Here is an 18,689-nt window from a genome sequence, read left to right as displayed (position 1 = left end):
AACGGTTAAAGATCACTTATAACGGAAAATGCGAGGGGAAAACATTGGCGAAAAGATTAGCGGCATTGGCGTTAACGGCCATTCTTACTGCGACCATGCTTGCGGCATGCGGCTCCAACAAAGATAACGCTTCGGAAGCACCGGCTTCGAATGCGAGCGGAAGCGCCGAGGGCACCAATTCGAAAGACCCGAACAGTGAAGCGTTCGAAATCAGCGTATCCAGCTGGATTCTCGGAAGCGCGAACGCTTATGCGAAAGGATACATGGAAGGCGTCGAGAAGCTGTACAAAACCAAGTATCCGAACGCCAAAATCATCTGGAACCCGATCCAAGGCGAGAAGTACCACGAACTATTAAAGGCGCAGCTTGCTGCCAAGAGCGCTCCGGATATTTTCTTCCATCAGAATTCGTTGGTGCCGTTCGCCAGAGCGGGCTACTTGGCCGATCTTTCCGATCAGCCGTGGGCGAACGACATTCTGCCGAGCACGTGGGTAGAGAACAAATACGATGGCAAAGTGCTTGCGGCGCCTGTGGATGTATCTGGCTGGGGCGTGTTTTATAACAAGAAAATATTCGACAACTTGGGCCTGAGCATTCCGACGACGTACCAGGAGTTTCTCGACCTGTGCGAGAAAATCAAAGCAAGCGGCGTGACGCCGATGACTTCAGGGTATAAGGACGGCTGGCCGGCGGCAGGCACTTGGATTTCGTTCTCCTCGTTCCTCTACGGCATGAATAAGAACATCGCCCAGGATCTGTACGACGGCAAAACGAAAATCAACGGACCTGAGTTCAAGGCACTGTTTAACGCGTACGAGCAAATGGTGCAAAAAGGCTATCTCTCCAAAAGCATTCTCAGCACGACGAACGATCTGGCCATTCAGGAGCTCGCCGAAGGCAAAGCCGCTATGGGCTTTAACGGTCCATGGGTGAACAGCGTCGTCGCGGACAAATACAAGACGGATCTCGGCTTCTTCCCGATTCCCGACGACAAGGGCAACAACTTCATGACAACCTCGACCAATCAGTCGCTGTCGCTGAACGCGAATTATCCGAACCGCCAGCGTGGCATCGATCTGATCAATGTGTTGATCGACAAGAGCACGCTTCCCGGCTTGCTTCAGAACAGTGCGTTCACGGGCCTGAAAGGAATCGAAATCCCGCAGAACACGACGGGCGGCAAGGCATTCGCGGACGCGATCGCCAAATACGAAAGCGCCGTGCAGATCACGACGTGGCTCCCTGCATCGACTTACGACAAGCTGACGCAGATCATAACGAAAATCACCGCAGGCAAAGGCTACACCGAAGCCGATCTGAACGACGTAGATGCCGCATACCAGAAAGATAAAGGATTGCTCAACATCATCAAGTAAGGCGCGCGAACAAGTAAATAAACGCTGTAGGTCGGATTGAGCTGCTGCAGCGTTTATTTGCCGTGCCGCAAATTACGATGGGATAGGATTGGTTTCGATATGAAAAGCCATACGATAGATTACTTGCAGCGCATCGTTTTTCTTCTGCCCGTTGCCTTCCTGATCGGCGTATTCGTCGCATATCCGTTTATGTCGAGCATCTATTATTCGTTTACCGATTGGGACGGCTTGTCTCAGGCCAAGTTTATCGGACTCGACAACTATAAGTATTTATTTCATGATCTATCGTTCTTGCACTCATTGAAAAATATCGCTTTTTTTACGCTTGGCGCCGTTTTTCTGCTGAACCCGCTGTCGCTGGCGCTCGGCATGGCGTTGAACTCTTCGATCAGAGGGAAGTCGTTGCTGCGCACCGTCTTTTATTTGCCATCCATCATTAGTCTTATTGTCATCTCGAATATTTGGGTGATTATCCTCGCCTATGACGGCATTCTCAATAAAGTGATGGAAGAAATCGGCCTGGGGACACTGACGCTGGACTGGTTGGGAGACTACGATAGAACCCCCTGGGTCATTTTGTTCATCATTTTATGGCAAGGGCTAGGGAACTCGGCCGTCTTCTATATTGCGGGCTTGCAGAGCATTCCGACGGAGATTTACGAAGCGGCGGATATCGACGGCGCAACCCCGCTGTCGCGATTCTGGAACATTACGGTTCCGCTGCTCATGCCGACGGTAACGATCGTCACTTTTTTCCAACTGTCCGGCATGCTGAAGCTGTTCGATCTTCCGCTCATTATGACGAAGGGCGGGCCAGGGGACGTTACATTGACGCCTACGATGCTCATTTACAATCAGGTGTATCAGGCGAGCACGGCCGGCTACGCCACGACAACAGGGGTTGTCGTCATGATTATTATCGTCGCTGTATCCGCCGTACAGCTTAAGCTTACGCGATCAAGGGAGGTCGAGCTGTGAGAGGGGCGATTGTCTCCCGTCAGTCGAAGCTGGGGATGAGCCTGCTTACGGCGATTATGTTCGTTGCGGCGCTCGTGTTTGTGATTCCGTTTGCCATCTTGATTGTGACGTCTTTCAAAGAAGAGAAGGATATTTTCGATCCGTTCACCGTTCCGGACTTTACTAGATTCGATAACTATCGAATGGTATTCGCCTCTCCATCGTTCCTCTCGTCGCTACTCACGACAGTCGGCATCTGTGCGGTGACGCTGCTGCTGGCGATTGTCTTCTCTTCGATGGCTGGTTACGTCGTCAGCAGGTCGACGGAGCGCGTCTTCAAGGCGATGTATTTCGTTTTCGTGTTCTCTCTGATCATCCCCGCCCAGACGAACATGGTGATGCTGTACAAGATGGGGACGGCGATGCATCTGATCAACACGGTTCCTTATTTGATTGTGCTCTACTTATCGGGCAACGTGGCGTATACATCGCTGATTTACGCCGGATTTACGAAGACGATCCCACGGCAATTGGAAGAAGCCGCGGCGATCGACGGGTGCGGCAAATTCGCGATTTTCGCGAGAATCATATTTCCGCTGCTGATGCCGGCGACGGCCACTGTCTTCGTCGTCGAAGTGTTCTGGTATTGGAACGATTTCCAAGGGCCGCTGATTTATTTGAACAACGGCAAAGTTCAGACCTTGATGCTGGAGATTTACAATTTCAAAGCCATTATCGGCACGTCGACGTACCGGATGACGAGTTGGGGACCCGTGTCGGCCATTTGCGTCGTGGCGACGATTCCGATCCTCGTATTTTTCCTCTTCACCCAGAAGCATTTGCTTAAAGGTCTTGCCGTCGGCGCCGTTAAAGGATAAAGCAGGAACGAACGATTACGTTTGCGGTTTTTCCACACTCTACGAGGAGGTATTCGTATGTACAACGCTCAACCGTTCGGATTCAATCGCAAAGCCGTACTGCTGTTGCTCGTCTGCTTGTTGCTTATCCCCGCTATCTGGCTTCGCCCGTCCGTCGCATCCGCTGCGACGAACGTGTCCGCCGATTTCACCGTGAACAATGGAACCGGTCACCCGTATGTGTTCGGAGCCGCGATCGGCGGCGTGAAGACGACGATGCTCGATTCGCTGCAGCAATCGGGCATGAATCTGGTTCGGCGGGATGCCTACTTGTCTGAAATCGTCCCTAAGACGACGATCGAGGATTACAAGAACAACGTCGGCAACGTGGCAGACCCGGCGAATTGGGATTGGAGCAAGTACGGTTGGGTGGACGAATACCATAACCGTGGAATCAAGATTATGTTGATTATCAGCTATGTACCTGATTGGTTGACCTTCGTAAAAAAAGTAGAGAAAGACAATCATTATCCGCCTAAAGATTTGACTGTCTATCGGGATATCGTGACGAAAATATACGCGCATTTCCAAGGCAAAGTCGATTACGTGGAAATATGGAACGAGCCGGATACCGATTGGTTTATGAATTTGACCGATAGCCCTTATGCGACCGATATCGCAAATCATCCGAAAGGTACCCCCGGCGAGTGTCTAACGGCGTATAAAGACATATACGAAGCGGCCTCTCTCGGCGTTCGCTCCGTAGACGCGACGATACCGATCGGCGGCCCGGCTGTGTTCGATGCGACCCTCACGAACTGGGCGACAAGCATGCTGTCGGACAATCGGATCAAAAATAACGTGGATTTCCTGACGTACCATGACTATCAAACGAACTACAATCCGGTCGAAACGGTCACCGCCTGGCAGAGCGTCGCGGCAAGTAGCGGGAAGCCGAATATACCTGTTTTCGTGACCGAGTGGAATTACGGCGGGGATCCTCATCCGATGAACGGCGCTTCCGTCGAAGCGATCTCCTACGTAGGCAACCGATTAACGAACATGTACAAGCAACACGCGGCAGGTTCTACCATCTTTGCGAACGATGATTTCGTGACCTGGCCCGATTATTTCGGTGTGTACGACAACGGAGACCTGACGCCGAGGGCATCCGCCTATCGTTTGATGTCGGTCGATCTTGGACTGGGGAGCGGCGACAGCGTCATTAACAGCGTTTCGTTCGGCAGTCCGATCAAGAACGCCGGGGCCGCAACGAACGCGAACGGGGATAAAGTCGTCTGGCTCGTGAACGACGGAACTTCGCAGACGACGGTGAACTTGAACGTCGCCGGACTCGGTTCGATATCGTCGGCCTATGCCAACATCTATGAAGCGAGCGAAAGGAGCGACGCGACTTCCACTGCCCAGACCGTCCCGGTCGCGGTCAGCGGCGGCAATACGAGCGTTGCGTTTAACGTGCCGGCCAAATCGATCGTAGGCGTGTTGTTCTCCTCCGCTCCCTATCAGAACGATTTCAACCTGGCGACGACAGCGGCCGCTTCCGCGTCTTCGCAATCGAGCGCGAATTATGCCCCTTCTAAAGTGGCAGACGGCATCATCGGCATCCAGGATACGGGGGAATGGGCATCGAATGGAGAGACGAATCCTTGGATCAAGCTGACTTGGGCTTCCAGTCAGGCGATCGGCAAAATCGTCCTCTACGACCGGAATAATTCCGTGGATAACGTGAACGGGGGAATGTTGACGTTCAGCGACGGCAGTTCCATTAACGTGACGAATATTCCGCAGGATGGATCGGCGCGTCCGGTTTATTTTCCGACGAAAAATGTCACCTGGGTCAAATTCCAGGCTGTCGGAGGCGTTGGGCTGAACGGCGGTTTGTCGGAGTTCCAGGCGATGAGGGGGGACAACGTCGCGCCGCAAGCAACGGTGAACGTGTCGTCCCATTCGGGGAACGGTCTGAAAGGAAAACGGGCGATCGACGGGAATGTCGGTCAAGCTTCGGGCGAGTGGACATCGAACGGGGAGACGAACCCGTGGATTCGCCTGGACTGGGTGTTCGGGAAAGATGTTAACCAAGTTGTGCTCTTCGACCGCGTCAGCGCGTCGGACAACGTTAACGGAGGGACATTGACGTTCAGCGATGGCAGCTCGGTCGTCGTCAGCGGCATTCCGACCGACGGATCGGCGAAAGTCGTCACTTTCCCGACGAAGACGGTGAATTGGATCAAGTTTCAGGCGAGCGGCGGAGCGGGGGCGAACGTTGGCTTGTCGGAAATTCAGGTGATGGCCGCCGACCAGCCCGACTCGAATGTGCTTTACAAAATAACGAACAAGAACAGCGGCAAGGTGCTCGCGATTAGCGCTTCCTCGCTTGCCGACGGCGCCAACGCCATCCAATGGTCATACTTGTCGATCGCGGACCAGAAGTGGAAGCTCATCCCCCTTTCCAGCTCGACTTATGCCATCGTGAACTGGAACAGCAATTACGTACTATCTACCGATGGGTCGTATACGAAAGGCGTCTCGGTCGTCCAGAAGCCGAATTGGTCCGCAGGCGATCAGCGCTGGGTTGTCTATCCGGTAGGCGGAGGTTATTACAAGATTACGAATGCGCGAAGCCGCCAAGTGCTCGCGATTTCGCAAGCGTCGACGGCAAACGGCACGAACGCGGTTCAATGGCCGGACAGTAACGACAACGAGCAAATTTGGAAAATCGAGCCGGCGAATTAACGCTTAAGATAAATAGAGGGATGTTCCCAGAAGGTCATCATGACCTAGGGAGCATCCCCTTAGCATGCAGAGATTTATTTTCGAAGCAGCAGCGATTGGAAATGGGGGACGTCATCGCCGAGAAACTCGATGTGGAAGTCTTCGATGCCGAATTTGTCGCGGACGACCGCGAGCAATTCCTCGTCTTCGTACAGCGTGAAATGGCGCTTCGGCTCGAAACGATCTCCCTCCCAGACGCCGTCGCTGCTCTTTCCGCCGTACACGCCGAAGAAGAACAGCCCGCCCGGCTTTAGTACGCGCCGGACTTCATCCAGCACGATGCCGAGATCCGCCTTCGGCACGTGGAGCAGCGAATTCATCGCATAAACGCTGTCAAAGCTTTCCGGCTCGAAGTCGAGCTTGTAGAAGTCCATTCGATGCGCATCAAGCCCTTTCTCATTACATAGCCGTACATGCTCATCCGACAGGTCTACGCAGACGACGTCGAACCGATTTTCCTGGAAGTACAATGCGTCCCTTCCCGTGCCGGCTCCGAGTTCAAGAATCGAATTCAGATCCTCTTCGAGGATAGACTGCAGGAACGATTGCCGCTCCCGGAACTTCCACGACTCCATCCCAGCCGCGTCGCGCTCTTCCGCATAGTTGTTATAGGTTGTCCGCAAATTTTCCTTTATTCCGCTCATGCTGCTACGTACTTCCTTTCGCCTGATCTGCTCTTCTGCCCATTATAGGCTTCGCACCATGCCGCCGTCCACGAGCAGCGTCTGGCCGGTCACGTATGTATTGGCGAACGAGCCGTAGAACAAGGCGTACCGCCCGAATTCGTCAGGGTCGCCCAACCTTCCGAGCGGAATTTGCGATGTTGCTTGTGCCTGAACATCGGCTAGAGCAACACCCAGATCGGTGGCGCGTTTGCTGTCCAGCTCGAAAATGCGATCGGTAGCGATGCGTCCGGGCGCTACCGTATTAATCAAGACGCCGTCCGGTGCAAGCTCTGACGCCAGCGTCTTCGTGAGCGCCTGCACGCCTGCGCGGAACACGTTAGATAAAATAAGGCCGTCGATCGGCTGCTTCACCGATGTGGACGCGAGATTGACGATACGCCCGCCGCCGGCTGCGCGGAGTGCGGGCAACGCTTCGCGAATGAGCCGAATGACGCTGAGCAGATTTAATTCGAAGCCGGCTTGCCAATCGGCATCCGCCATGTTCGCGAAACCTCCCGCAGGCGGCCCGCCAGCGTTCGTGACGAGCACGTCCAGTCCGCCTTGTGCGGCGACAGCATCTGTGATCGCCTCACGGATGTCGTCGTTGCTCCGCACATCCAACCGAGCCATTCTCGCTTCGTGTCCGGTCGCGGCACGGATATCGTCGCGCGCTTGCTCAAGCTGCCCGAGATCGCGGCTTGCGATTGTAAGCAGCGCGCCTTCTCGCGCGAATGCCAAAGCGGTCGCTTTGCCCAAGCCTTTGCTCGAAGCGGCGACGAATACCGATTTGCCGTGCAATCCAAGTTCCATGATCGTTATAGCTCCCTATGTTCATTTTTATTTTGTGGTCAATTGCTATTTCCAATGAGAACAGTATAACGATATTATTAATATTCGAAAATGGCTTTGCAGACGAATCTACGGCTGGAGCGATGGAGAAGCCCATGCGCAACGGCAACCGGATATTCCGCTTTTTACGGAAAAATGGCTTTTCCTATCCTGGAAAAGCTTTTTCCGAGGAAAAGAAAGGAGATTTCCCTCTTGGAGGAGAATCAGTAGGGCAGAGAACGATATTTCGAAATGGCGGTGGATGGAGAATGATTCAAGTTGGAAACGGCACGCATGTATATGAAGTAGCGGAGGGCTGGGCAAAGCTTCCGGAGACGATGCAGTGGGGGTATACGCACGGCGTTGACGTCGATTCGAAGGGTAACGTGTACGTCTTCCATACCGGGAAGCCGTCGGTCGTCAAATTCGACGCCGAGGGCAATTACCTCTCCTCTTGGGGAGAAGACTTCCAGGAAGCGCACGGCTTCTACTTGCACAAGGAAGGGGAGGGCGAGTTCCTGTACGTGACCGATACGGCGGGCGGCAAGGTGGTCAAGACGACGCTGGAAGGCGAAACGATTCTGACGATCGGAACGCCGGACTTGCCGGACATTTATGACGGGGAGAGAAGGTTCGTCCCAACCGACGTCGCGGTTGCTCCGAACGGGGACATCTATATTGCCGACGGTTACGGCCAGAGCTGGATCCATCAATATTCGGCCAACGGCGGATATATCCGATCCTGGGGCGGCAAAGGCTCCGAGCCGGGACTGCTGAACTGCCCGCACGGCGTATCCGTCGACCTGCGCGGCGGGGAGCCGGAAATCTACGTGGCTGACAGAGGGAACCACCGTATTCAGGTTTTCACCCCGGACGGCGGGTTCAAGCGGGTCATTGACGAGAACATGGACATGCCGTGTAGCTTCTATTACTATGGAGACGAAGTTTACTTCCCGGATCTGCACAGCCGCATCACGATTTTCGACCGCAACGACAAGTTGATCACTCATCTGGGCGAAGACCAGCAGGCATACAAGCAGCCCGGTTGGCCGAATCTGGACGCCGGATACTACCGGCAGAACCGCTTTTCTTCCCCCCACGGAGTGTGCGTGGATTCGGACGGCAACGTCTTCGTCGCGGAATGGATTCACAACGGTCGCGTCACGAAGCTGATTCGCCGCCGCTAAGCTTGATCGGCAATACATTCGTCAAAAGCCCTTTCTGACGTTTATGACTGCTCCGACGAGTCGGTTCTTCCTATAATGGAGGGACCGACTATTCGTGTCTGTCAGTCATCGAGCCGGTTCCCGATGCCGAGTCGGTTACTCTCCTTCAAATAATGCGCCGCTACGGCGATGTCGAAAGCTGCCATTCCCATCGGGTTAAAGAATACTGGCGCTGAGGCGGGGCAATGCCGCAGGGCGCCATCCAGGACGGCTTCTCGCAGCGTCAACGCATCCCCTTCGCTCAGTCCGGATTCCCGGTGCAGCAGCTCGATGTCGGTGTTTTCCCGACACACTTCCTGCCAGTTGTCTACAACGGTCGTCTTATTCCCGCAGACGGCGATCGGCATATAGTCGCGAAGCGACACGTTTAACAATATCGCTCCGGGAGTCGGCGGCTCATCGATATATCGCTCGGTCGCAGCGGTACACGTGATGACGATATCGGCGCCCCGATAAGCCTCGCGCCAATCGCTCGCCACGATCGTTCGGTTGCGCCAGGCGGCGTTGATCGTCGACGGGTCGATACCGCGACTGTCGAACAGGCGGATCGTCTCGATGACATCGCCGTGCAACGAGGTCAGCATCTCGAATTGCCTGCGGCCGATCAGTCCCCACCCCACGATCCCGACGCGATATCGTTCTCGGCGACCAAGGACCATATAGGAGCGCAGCATCGCCGCACTCACCGCCGCCGTACGCAACTGGCTGACGAGCGCGCCGTTAATGACGGCGACGGGAACGCCGGTGTCCGGTTCGTTCAGGATGATGACGCTGTGGGCCCGAGGTATGCCCGCCGACAGATTGCCTGGGAAGCTTGCGATCCATTTGATGCCGCTCGATGCTGTTGCGCCTCCGACGTAGGCGGGCATGGCGATAATGCGGTTGCTCGGATCGCCGTAGCGTAAATAAGGTTTAAGCGGCTGAACGATCTCAGGTGTGCCGGCCAACTGAAGGGTCTGCTCGATCAAGTCCCGCAATGCCGTCCAGTCGATGCCGATCTCACGGATATTTCCGTCGTTAAGATAATACATGCTGCTGCACCCACTCTTCGTTGTATACCGTATCGAGATAACGTTCGCCCCTGTCGGGCAAAATCACTGCGCATACCGAACCAGGCGGAATGTCGTTTTTCATCGCCCGGATCGCCGCGACAACGCCGCCGGATGAGGCGCCGGCTACAATCGATTCTTTAGCGGAGAGTGCCAGGCAACCTTCGATGCAGTCCCTATCGGACACGTAGACGATTCGGTCGATTAACTCGTGTTTGCTAAGCGAGGGTGTCAACGCCGCGCCAAGTCCCGGGAACTGCCGCTTACCCCGATCCCCTCCGAAAATAACACTGCCGACCGCATCCACTGCAACGATTTTCGTATCCAGTCCGCTGTCTTTGATTTTTTCCGCACAGCCGCGGATCGTACCGCACGAACTGACCCCGCAGAACAAATAGTCGATGCGCGGCAAAGCCGCAATCAGCTCGGGCATCGTCGTCTCGTAATGCGACAAGAAGTTGTTCGGATTGCCGTATTGGTTCGTCCAGAAGCTGTTCGGCGTCGTGTCGCACAGTTCCCGAACGCGCCGAATGCGCGCGGGCAAGTAGTCGCCGCTTACTGGGTCGGGCTCGTCGACGAGGTCGATCTCTCCGCCGAGGCTGCGAATGAGTCGGAGATGGGAAATCGTCGTTCGAGGATCGACGACGCAGACGAACCGAAAGCCCATATAGCGGCATAGCTGCGCCAGGCTGACGGCCATGTTGCCCGAGCTTGATTCGATGACGGTCGATCCCCTTCCGACTTGGCCCGAACGAATCGCTTCCCGAAGGATTGAAAGGGCAGGCCGATCCTTGGAGCTGCCCCCGGGATTAAACATTTCCAGCTTCGCGTATACGTTGAACGGCTCGTCTGCGAATAGGCGAGCGAGCGGGACGGCAGGCGTGCGCCCGATCGTCCCTCCGATGCCCCGCATCAGTTCGGCTTCGTCGAGTCGATGGTCGCTCATGCATTCGTCCCCCGGTCGTAATGGATCTTTTTGTGTTTCAACGCTGTGCCTTCATAAGAGATATTCGCGGGGACGACCCGTAGCGCATCCAGAAGACCGCCCCGGATCATCGTACCGATGTCCGGTATGCGATCCGCCAGGTCGGCTTCGATAGCGGCATAGACTTGCGGGTCGCGTTCCTTGTCGTCGACCTGGACGGTCAGTTTGTTGCCGCCGGCTAGCACGCGTATGTTTGCTCCCGGCAAATGACGATAAACGACTTCTTCAATGTCGTAGAGGCTGATTTTCTCTCCGTGCTTCAACTCAGGTCCGATACGACCGACGATCGCCTCAAAACTCATCGTCCATCGCTCATTGATGAGAATGGGACGCAGATCGCGTACGATATCATAGGTGACATATCGAATCGACGGAAATAGATCGCGCGTATACGAAGTCAACACGAGCACTTGGTCCTGCGGATGAGGCGGGGCGACTTTAGACGATTCGTCGTGTTCTCCAGTCGATACGTCAGACACCGCCGATATCGGAATAGCCTCCGCTTCGATCCCCTCGACGAACAAATACCGGTTCACTTCGTGCGAATAATAAGCGATCGTGCCGATCTCAATCGAGCCAAGCGTGTCCGTGACGTCAGTCGGCGAGAGCCCGAAGCGGGCCGCAATGCCCGCGCGCCAAGCCGGTGAGGCGATCTCCCCAACGAGCAAGACGTGGCGGATGCCGTAAGTTGCCGGGTCGGCGGTCGAGGCGGCAAGCAAACGGTCGACGATCGAAGGCATCGTGTACAGGACGTCGGGACGAAGCGAGTCTAGCTTGGCCAGGTGCTCCGTGACTGGCTTCTCGAACGAGATCAATTGTGCAAAGACGCCAGCCCCGGCGAAGACGTCGACCGCTGTGGCGGCGGCGTGCCCGGTGCCCATGTCGGAAAGCGCGGTTCTGGCCCTGAGCGGTTCGAGCAGCTTCGCGAACAGTTCCGATTTAATTCTCACATAGTGGTGTTCATCTTCTCTGGAATAATAGATGGTTTTGCGGCGACCGGTGCTTGTACCGGACGTTCGATAAGAGCTGATGCCATCGCGCGTGGCGAACGGCGGCGGTTCCCCGCCGTAATAGTGTCGCTCCAACACTTCCTCAGTCAGAAGGGGAAGCTGTTCCAGGGAGATGTCGCCCGAGAGGTTGATGCCCTCAGCCGAGAGTCGTTCGCCGTACCAGGGAAAGTCGTCGATTGTCCGCTCTATTTTGCGGCGCAGCCGGTCATGTGCCACCAAGATTCCCCCGCTCTGATCAATGGATTATTCATGTATATGAGCAGTTTGTTCATCCAGCGTAGACACGCGCCCTTCCTCTCTGCGGGAAAACCCATATGGTGTGGGAAAGGTATTCGGCGATTGCGCCGACTCGCGGAGAAAAGGAGTTGGAGACGCATTGAGCACAACGCAGAGGATATCCAGCAAATGGGTGAAAACAAAGCTGATGGTCAGATCGCCGTTTCTGTCCGCGCACATTCCGACGACTCGGCGAATGACACGGAAGTCGCTTGCACGGCTGCTTGAGAAGCATGGCATGGCATACGTCAAGCCGGAAAGAGGATCGCTTGGCATCGGCGTCATGCGAGTGGACAGATGGAGCGTACAGCAGGGTATGCGGAAACGGACTTTCGCCTCCTATGACGAGATGTACTCGTGGATCGGGGCACAGACGGCGGGTAGATCGTATTTGGCGCAAAGAGGCGTGCGGATGCTGAAGCTGAGAGGACGGCCGATTGATTTTCGCGTGATGATTCAGAAGGGGAGAGTCAGGTGGAAAGTAACCGGCATAGCTGCGCGTGTCGCCCATCCGGGCAAGGCAGTGACGAACGGAAGCCAGGGCGGCAGCATCCATGATGCAGGGGCGTTGTTGAGCAGGTTGACGGACGCGGGGACGGCGGATCGGTTGCAAAAGAAATTCAAACGTCTTGCGAAAGCGACGGCAAGCCAATTCCAGGCGTCGCATCCGAGGATGAAGGAGCTGGGGCTCGACATCGCGGTCGACGGGAAGCGCCGGGCGTGGATTCTCGAAGTGAACACGCGGCCGGACCCTTGTCCTTTTGCGAAGCTGTCCGACCTTTCCATGTTAAATGAAATGATCCGCTACGCACGCGGTTACGGCAGAACGTACGCGTTGAATTGTACGAAAGCGCGCAGAGGGTAAATGAAGGCCGAAACCTTGGGAGATGCTGTCCGTAATAAAGAGGGCAATGAATCGAACGAGGGGGATTGGCTGATGAATTGTCCGGTATGCGAAAACTCCCGTATGCGGGAAGTGGAGAAGAATGGGATCATGATAGACGTGTGCCCGTCTTGCAAAGGGGTTTGGCTTGATCGGGGGGAACTGGACAAGCTGATGCAAGACGTCCGCGAAGTGAAACAGGAATATAACGAATGGTACTACGGCGACCCGCGTAATGCACAGGAACCTCAGCGCCAACAGTATAGTCAGCCACCGCAGCAATCGTATCCGCAGCAGCAACAAGGACATGGACATGGACATTCGTCATATCCGCCATACAAGAAAAAGAAAAAAAGCGTCATGGACGTCTTCGGAGATTTGTTCGACTGACCTGCACGTACAATCGCACCGCCTCGGCCGCCCGCCGGGGCGTTTTTTGTTGTGGGATGGCGGGGCGATGTGGGAGTGGGGACGAGATACGGCTATCGAGAGGAAATAACAACGATATCCAACTATTTCGTTCAATTGACGCGGTGTCGGCAAAAATAGCAACGATATGCAGTTAATTAGCGGAAAGCGGCGTGGTTTTGCGGGTTTAGCATGAAATAGGTGGAGTTTTCGTCTTATTTTCACCATTTGCGCGCGGTTCTCTGAAATAAGTGGAGTTGTGCAGCTAATACTCTGCTGAATTCCCGCCAGCGCATTGACATCGTTGGTGAGAACCATTATCATTCAATAAGCAGCGTAATATTGAGAACGATTATCATTGTTCCTATCCATAATTGCATCACATGATCACCATCACTACCATCAAAGGAGAGTTACGCCATGTCGCGGTTAAACACAAATCAGTTGTCTCTTGCATACGGCAGCAGGCAAATCGTGCAGGAGCTGAATTTGAATGTGCCGGATGGCATCATTACGGCGCTCGTCGGAGCGAACGGTTCCGGCAAATCGACGATTCTGAAGTCGATGGCTCGTATTCTGATGCCGACAGGCGGCGGGGTCTACCTTGATGGCAAAATGATTCATCGCCAGCCAACCAAAGAAGTGGCGAAGCAATTGGCGATTTTGCCGCAAAATCCATCTGCGCCTGAAGGATTGACGGTGCGTGAGCTCGTTGCTTTCGGCCGGTATCCGCACCAGAAAGGTTTCGGCAACCTCTCCGCCGAAGATCGCCGCATGATCGATTGGGCGCTCGAAGCGACGGGCATGTCCGCGTTCGCCGATCGATCCGTCGATCACCTGTCCGGCGGTCAACGGCAGCGGGGCTGGATTGCGATGGCTCTTGCGCAAGGCACGGAGGTGTTGCTGCTCGACGAACCGACAACGTTCCTCGACATGGCGCACCAGATGGAAGTCATGAACTTGCTCGAGAAGCTGAACAAAGAACAGAAGCGTACGATCGTTATGGTTGTGCACGACTTGAACCATGCGGCCAGGTTCTCGCAGCATCTCGTCGCCCTGAAAGCGGGCACGGTGTTGTACGAAGGACCGCCTGAAGAGGTCATGACGTGCGAAATGCTGCGCGAAGTGTTTAATATCGATGCAGACATCGTACCCGACCCTCGGACGGGAGCGCCGCTTTGTCTGTCGTATGGTCTTGCCGATGATCCATCCCATGCAGGAGCGGCGAATGCAGGGCTTAATAACAACCCCATGCTGGAACAACATGACCTCAGACAGGCTGAACGCGTACAGGCGCTGGCATAGTCGCAGCTGCATTTAATAAACCATAAAATAAGTTTTGCTATTCTCACCCTTCTCCGTTACAGGTAAACTGTAGAAAACGGAGAAGGGTGTTGTTGTCTTGGATCACGCTCTTATTAACCAGCAGCTTATGGATATCGCCAATAATGTCGGTTCGGTTATCGTCGGCAAAGAGCAGGTGGTGGAGCAGTTGCTCATCGCTTTGCTGGCATCGGGACACGTCATTCTCGAAGACGTGCCGGGCACAGGCAAGACGCTTCTTGCCAAATCGCTGGCGCAGTCGCTGGATTGCGAAATGCGTCGCATTCAATTCACGGCCGATCTGCTGCCGTCGGACGTTACAGGCATCAACTTCTACAATCAAAAAAGCGGCGAGTTCGAAATGCGCAAAGGTCCGATATTCGCGAACATCGTACTGGCGGACGAGCTAAATCGTGCGACTCCGCGCACGCAGTCCAGCTTGCTCGAGTGCATGGAGGAACGGCAAGTGACGATTGACGGCGTTACGTACCCGCTCGAACAGCCTTTTATCGTCATCGCTACGCAAAATCCGATCGACAACCATGGAACGTTTCCGCTTCCGGAAGCGCAGCTTGACCGCTTTATGATGCGTATATCGATGGGTTATCCGACAGCGGACGAGGAACTGGAAATTATGCGCCGCTTCATTCCTGGTAATCCGCTTGCGGAGTTGAAGACGCGGTTGGGCCGTGCGGAAGTGGCGGAATTGCAGCAGGCACTGCGTCGCGTCCACGTCTCCGACGATACATACGCCTATGCGATCGCGATTGTTTCGGCGACGCGGAGCCACTCCGACCTGTCGTTCGGGGCAAGTCCGCGGGGAGCCTTGCAACTTGTGAGAGCATCGCAAGCCCGCGCGCTGCTGAAGGGGCGCGACTTCGTCGTGCCGGACGACATCAAGGCACTCGTCAAGCCGGTGCTGGCGCATCGCATCATTCTTCGGGACGCGATGCGTGCGGAAGCGAGGCGCGCTGAAGCCTTGCTGGATGCCATTATTGCAGGGATCCCGGTACCGACGGAATCGGCGTTGGAGACGAGGCGGGCATGACGGTTGTCCTGTGGATCGTGCTGGTGATGGCTGCACTTTATATGCTTCAATGGGCGGTTTTCAGGATCGTTGGATTAAAATCAGTGTCGTATGATCGGTCGTTCAGCGCTTCCCGGGTGCATGCCGGCGAATCGTTGTGGATGAGGGAGACGATCGCGAATCGCGCACGGCTGCCGCGTCCCTGGGTACGAGTAGAGTCGCTGCTCCCGGCGCAAATCGTTTTTAAGCACGCGCAGGCGGACATGTCGATCCATAGCGGCGATCGGCTGCAAAACCATGCGAGCCTGTTCAGCATACCGGGCAACACCGAAATCGTGCGTAAACACGAGATCGTCTGCCCGTCGCGGGGCAAATATCGCATCGATAGCTATACGCTGACATCGGGCGACTTCGTCGGTTTCTCCGGCCGTTCGGTTCGTCAGCCCGCGGACTTGGAAATCGTCGTCTATCCGAAAGTGAGACCGATCAGCGATCTCCCCCTCGAGGCGCGCAAGTATGTGCAAAGCATTCGCAGCATGGCGAGCCCGATCCGCGAGGATGCGCCGTTCGTATCCGGCATACGGCCATACCGCCCGGGCGACCCCTTTCGCATGGTGAATTGGAGCGCGACGGCGAAGACGGGGCAAATGCTCGTCCATCGGCGGGAGGCGATGCAGGATAATGATCTGACTGTGATCGTGAATGCGGAACTGCTGGACCATGCGAACAATGTGCGAATTTCGGCGGAAACGTTCGAAGAAGCGCTGAGTTACGCGGCCTCCGTAGCCCAGTACATGATCGGTGGCGGGGGGAGGACGGGCTTGATTTTTAACGGGGCGACGGACGAAAGCGATACTTCCGTCTTTCGCGTTTCCGAAAAAAGCGGTGCCGCACATATGGATGCCATGCTAGAGGCGATGGCAGGCTTTAAACCGGTGACAAAGCTCGGATTGTCGTTTTTGCTCAAGCAATTGATCGATGAAAAGCGGCGAGGCAAACATTATTTGCTCTTGTCGGGGTTCATCGGCGAGAAGGAAAGCCAGTTTGTCCGCCAATTGCGGGAACAGGGCAATGCGGTGGAGCTTCTGTTGCTGGGGAAAGGAGAGGTCGCGTCATGAGCCGGTTCGCAATGAAGGCGGGCGCTTCTCCGCTCGGCAGGATAATCGGCCGCATTTTGCTAGAGGGGTTGATATGGATACCCGTGTGGCTGCTGCTCTCGGCAAGCTCCGGTTCGAGGGTATCGGGTAGCGGTGCTTTCAGTCTAGCGCTTGTTCTGTTTGCCGTTGGTTTAGTCTTGCATGTCACGCTGCCGACGGTATGGAGACGGGTGGCCATGATTGTGTTGCTCGCTATCATAGCCGTGTATGCATTCAGTAGCATGGACAACGCTGTCGTCGTGTTCATATGGTGGGGGATTGCGTTGTGGCGTGGCCGCTACGCCCACTTCGGCCATCTGCAAGCTGCGCTCGGATTCGGAATTGCCACTGGGGCGTTAGCGTTAATCGCTGCGGACGAGGTCTGGAGAAATTACCGTCCGGAAATGATCGTGCTGACCGTCGGCTGGATGCTCGCGTGGTTCCTCTTGCTCAACAAACGTCTAATGGATGAAGCGGCTTTGCTCCAGGGCATCGCGACCGGCTCGATTAGGAAAGCTAGCCGAACATATATGCACGCTTTTCTGGCGATAGGAGTCCTGGTCGTGGCGCTGACGGTAAGTTTCGGCTCGCGATGGCTGACACCACCGAACTCTTTGAAGCCGGATACGGGATGGATCGACTCGGAGAAATTTCTGCAGCCTCCAGACGATACGGGATCCATGAACCTGACGGAGCAATTGGGCCCCGGTTCGACATGGAAAGGCTGGAACGTGCTGACCTGGGTGATATCGGTGTTCTGCATCATTCTCGTGTTGTTGTTCATAAGAATGATGTGGCGTAACAAAACATGGACGTGGCGGAGCATCTGGCAGTCGCTCCTTGCCTTGTTCCGTCGGGAGCGGCCGGAGGAAACGCTGCCTTATGTGGAAGAGAGGCGTTCGCTCGCGAAACGGCGCGGCTTCGTTCCGGCGTTTGGAGGTTTGTTTCATAAGAAGATGAGAAAAGCGGACTGGGATAAGCTCGACGAAACGGAGCAAATCAGGCTCATGTACGAGGAAGCGGTTCTGTCCGGCATCGTTGAAGGGTTCGAATTTCGCCCCTCCGATACGCCGGCGGAGACGCTGGCACGGCTTGAACGACATCGCACTGATCGCCGCGCACCCGATTCCAAGAAACTTATCGCTTACTGGGCATGGTTCGCCGGAGCCAAACCGCTGTTGCAACGTCTGTACGAGCAAGCGAAGTATAGTTCACGTAAGATTGGCACGGAAGAAGCTGACCGCTTGAAGCGCGATCGTCCGAATTGACGGCGCGTTTCATCTCGCCTTCACCAACGTCATAACAAAAGGCCATCCTAGCAATCATCTAACGATGATTCCGGGATGGCCTTCTGTCCTATGACACTCGCTTATTCCGCGCTTTCGTCAGCTGCATTAGCCGCATCGTCCGCGTCCGCAGGATCGGTTGCGAGTTCTTGATACGTGTCCGTGTCCATGACCCGACGAGCGGTTACATAGCGCGATGCGTAGTATTTGTCATTGATGCTTACGATCGACACGCTCTTACCCGTGGAAGGGGAGTGAACCATTTTGCCGTCGCCTACATAAATGCCTACGTGCGAAATGCTTTTTCCGTTCGTGTTGAAGAACACGAGGTCTCCCGGACGCAAGTTGTCGCGGAGGACTTTCTTGCCTTGCTTCGCCTGATCTCTCGAAGAACGGCTGAGGTTGATACCAAGTTGCTTAAAGACATACTGCGTGAATCCGGAGCAGTCAAAGCCGCTTTTGGTATTTCCACCGTACTTGTAGTCGATGCCAAGCAGGGGCTTATACGTCTCTTCCATTTTGGAATCGGCGAAAGCGCTTCCTACCTGAAAGGCCAGTGCGAAACATAAAGCGATAAGCATGACAGAAACCTTACGCAAAACTG

The 18,689-nt window shown here is 55.2% G+C and carries 17 protein-coding genes; 11 read left to right on the top strand and 6 right to left on the bottom strand.

Annotated elements, in window-relative coordinates; all coding sequences use genetic code 11:
* The first annotated feature begins 44 nt into the window (after positions 1-44).
* From ACFPOF_RS07340 to ACFPOF_RS07325, 4 genes are all read left to right on the top strand, one after another.
* Positions 45-1,376: an ABC transporter substrate-binding protein gene (locus ACFPOF_RS07340; RefSeq protein WP_378131095.1), complete on the top strand. Its 1,332-nt coding sequence runs from the start codon at positions 45-47 to the stop codon at positions 1,374-1,376.
* Between the two features lie 99 nt (positions 1,377-1,475).
* Positions 1,476-2,354, top strand: coding sequence for a carbohydrate ABC transporter permease (locus ACFPOF_RS07335; protein ID WP_378131093.1), 879 nt, complete (start codon positions 1,476-1,478; stop codon positions 2,352-2,354).
* On the top strand, positions 2,351-3,211 hold the full coding sequence (locus ACFPOF_RS07330) for a carbohydrate ABC transporter permease (protein ID WP_378131091.1): 861 nt from the start codon (positions 2,351-2,353) through the stop codon (positions 3,209-3,211). The genes ACFPOF_RS07335 and ACFPOF_RS07330 overlap by 4 nt, the downstream gene beginning before the upstream one ends.
* Before the next feature lie 57 nt (positions 3,212-3,268).
* On the top strand, positions 3,269-5,944 hold the full coding sequence (locus ACFPOF_RS07325) for a DUF7402 domain-containing protein (protein ID WP_378131089.1): 2,676 nt from the start codon (positions 3,269-3,271) through the stop codon (positions 5,942-5,944).
* A gap of 74 nt (positions 5,945-6,018) precedes the next feature.
* Here ACFPOF_RS07325 and ACFPOF_RS07320 read toward each other — a convergent pair whose 3' ends face one another.
* Entirely contained in the window at positions 6,019-6,627 is a 609-nt protein-coding gene (locus tag ACFPOF_RS07320) for a class I SAM-dependent methyltransferase (RefSeq protein ID WP_378131087.1), read from the bottom strand.
* Between the two features lie 42 nt (positions 6,628-6,669).
* Positions 6,670-7,458: an SDR family oxidoreductase gene (locus ACFPOF_RS07315; protein ID WP_378131085.1), complete on the bottom strand. Its 789-nt coding sequence runs from the start codon at positions 7,456-7,458 to the stop codon at positions 6,670-6,672.
* Positions 7,459-7,745: 287 nt separating this feature from the next.
* Between ACFPOF_RS07315 and ACFPOF_RS07310 the strand changes: the two genes are divergently transcribed.
* Positions 7,746-8,663 (top strand): NHL repeat-containing protein, encoded by a 918-nt coding sequence (locus tag ACFPOF_RS07310; RefSeq protein ID WP_378131083.1) that lies wholly within the window; start codon positions 7,746-7,748, stop codon positions 8,661-8,663.
* Positions 8,664-8,764: 101 nt separating this feature from the next.
* On the opposite strand, the gene ACFPOF_RS07305 is transcribed toward ACFPOF_RS07310, so the two are convergent.
* The 3 genes from ACFPOF_RS07305 to ACFPOF_RS07295 are packed head-to-tail and all read right to left on the bottom strand — an operon-like array spanning position 8,765 to position 11,962.
* On the bottom strand, positions 8,765-9,733 hold the full coding sequence (locus tag ACFPOF_RS07305; RefSeq protein ID WP_378131081.1) for a 2,3-diaminopropionate biosynthesis protein SbnB: 969 nt from the start codon (positions 9,731-9,733) through the stop codon (positions 8,765-8,767).
* The gene (gene sbnA, locus ACFPOF_RS07300) at positions 9,720-10,697 is read right to left on the bottom strand and encodes a 2,3-diaminopropionate biosynthesis protein SbnA (protein ID WP_378131079.1); all 978 of its coding nucleotides are present in this window, start codon (positions 10,695-10,697) and stop codon (positions 9,720-9,722) included. Before sbnA ends, ACFPOF_RS07305 begins: the two co-directional genes overlap by 14 nt.
* Positions 10,694-11,962, bottom strand: coding sequence for a phenylacetate--CoA ligase family protein (locus ACFPOF_RS07295; RefSeq protein ID WP_378131077.1), 1,269 nt, complete (start codon positions 11,960-11,962; stop codon positions 10,694-10,696). Before ACFPOF_RS07295 ends, sbnA begins: the two co-directional genes overlap by 4 nt.
* 160 nt (positions 11,963-12,122) lie before the next feature.
* Between ACFPOF_RS07295 and ACFPOF_RS07290 the strand changes: the two genes are divergently transcribed.
* From ACFPOF_RS07290 to ACFPOF_RS07265, 6 genes are all read left to right on the top strand, one after another.
* Positions 12,123-12,887: a YheC/YheD family protein gene (locus ACFPOF_RS07290; RefSeq protein WP_378131075.1), complete on the top strand. Its 765-nt coding sequence runs from the start codon at positions 12,123-12,125 to the stop codon at positions 12,885-12,887.
* A 72-nt stretch (positions 12,888-12,959) separates the two neighbouring features.
* Complete coding sequence (locus tag ACFPOF_RS07285) at positions 12,960-13,295, top strand: TFIIB-type zinc ribbon-containing protein (RefSeq protein WP_378131353.1); 336 nt, start codon at positions 12,960-12,962, stop codon at positions 13,293-13,295.
* A 438-nt stretch (positions 13,296-13,733) separates the two neighbouring features.
* Positions 13,734-14,618, top strand: a complete 885-nt coding sequence (locus ACFPOF_RS07280) for an ABC transporter ATP-binding protein (protein ID WP_378131073.1) — start codon at positions 13,734-13,736, stop codon at positions 14,616-14,618.
* Between the two features lie 127 nt (positions 14,619-14,745).
* Positions 14,746-15,684 carry an AAA family ATPase gene (locus ACFPOF_RS07275; protein WP_378131351.1) on the top strand — a complete coding sequence of 313 codons (939 nt, stop codon included), beginning with the start codon at positions 14,746-14,748 and terminating at the stop codon, positions 15,682-15,684.
* Positions 15,681-16,781 (top strand): DUF58 domain-containing protein, encoded by a 1,101-nt coding sequence (locus tag ACFPOF_RS07270; RefSeq protein ID WP_378131071.1) that lies wholly within the window; start codon positions 15,681-15,683, stop codon positions 16,779-16,781. The genes ACFPOF_RS07275 and ACFPOF_RS07270 overlap by 4 nt, the downstream gene beginning before the upstream one ends.
* Positions 16,778-18,067, top strand: coding sequence for a hypothetical protein (locus tag ACFPOF_RS07265; protein WP_378131070.1), 1,290 nt, complete (start codon positions 16,778-16,780; stop codon positions 18,065-18,067). The genes ACFPOF_RS07270 and ACFPOF_RS07265 overlap by 4 nt, the downstream gene beginning before the upstream one ends.
* Positions 18,068-18,168: 101 nt before the next feature.
* On the opposite strand, the gene ACFPOF_RS07260 is transcribed toward ACFPOF_RS07265, so the two are convergent.
* A complete protein-coding gene (locus tag ACFPOF_RS07260) occupies positions 18,169-18,684 on the bottom strand; it encodes a C40 family peptidase (RefSeq protein ID WP_378131068.1) in 516 nt (171 codons plus the stop codon).
* Positions 18,685-18,689 lie beyond the last annotated feature (5 nt).

The organism is Cohnella soli (genome assembly GCF_042655525.1).
GTDB classification, from domain to species: Bacteria; Bacillota; Bacilli; order Paenibacillales; family Paenibacillaceae; genus Cohnella; species Cohnella soli.
The sequence above is the reverse complement of the archived record's forward strand: the minus strand, read 5'-3'. Positions and strand labels throughout refer to the sequence as shown.

Coding starts and splice junctions, on each gene's coding strand:
- ACFPOF_RS07335 (WP_378131093.1), top strand. CDS start 1,476: ATGAAAAGCCATACGATAGATTACTTGCAGCGCATCGTTTTTCTTCTG.
- ACFPOF_RS07325 (WP_378131089.1), top strand. CDS start 3,269: ATGTACAACGCTCAACCGTTCGGATTCAATCGCAAAGCCGTACTGCTG.
- ACFPOF_RS07320 (WP_378131087.1), bottom strand. CDS start 6,627: ATGAGCGGAATAAAGGAAAATTTGCGGACAACCTATAACAACTATGCG.
- ACFPOF_RS07315 (WP_378131085.1), bottom strand. CDS start 7,458: ATGGAACTTGGATTGCACGGCAAATCGGTATTCGTCGCCGCTTCGAGC.
- ACFPOF_RS07310 (WP_378131083.1), top strand. CDS start 7,746: ATGATTCAAGTTGGAAACGGCACGCATGTATATGAAGTAGCGGAGGGC.
- ACFPOF_RS07305 (WP_378131081.1), bottom strand. CDS start 9,733: ATGTATTATCTTAACGACGGAAATATCCGTGAGATCGGCATCGACTGG.
- sbnA (WP_378131079.1), bottom strand. CDS start 10,697: ATGAGCGACCATCGACTCGACGAAGCCGAACTGATGCGGGGCATCGGA.
- ACFPOF_RS07285 (WP_378131353.1), top strand. CDS start 12,960: ATGAATTGTCCGGTATGCGAAAACTCCCGTATGCGGGAAGTGGAGAAG.
- ACFPOF_RS07280 (WP_378131073.1), top strand. CDS start 13,734: ATGTCGCGGTTAAACACAAATCAGTTGTCTCTTGCATACGGCAGCAGG.
- ACFPOF_RS07275 (WP_378131351.1), top strand. CDS start 14,746: ATGGATATCGCCAATAATGTCGGTTCGGTTATCGTCGGCAAAGAGCAG.
- ACFPOF_RS07270 (WP_378131071.1), top strand. CDS start 15,681: ATGACGGTTGTCCTGTGGATCGTGCTGGTGATGGCTGCACTTTATATG.
- ACFPOF_RS07265 (WP_378131070.1), top strand. CDS start 16,778: ATGAGCCGGTTCGCAATGAAGGCGGGCGCTTCTCCGCTCGGCAGGATA.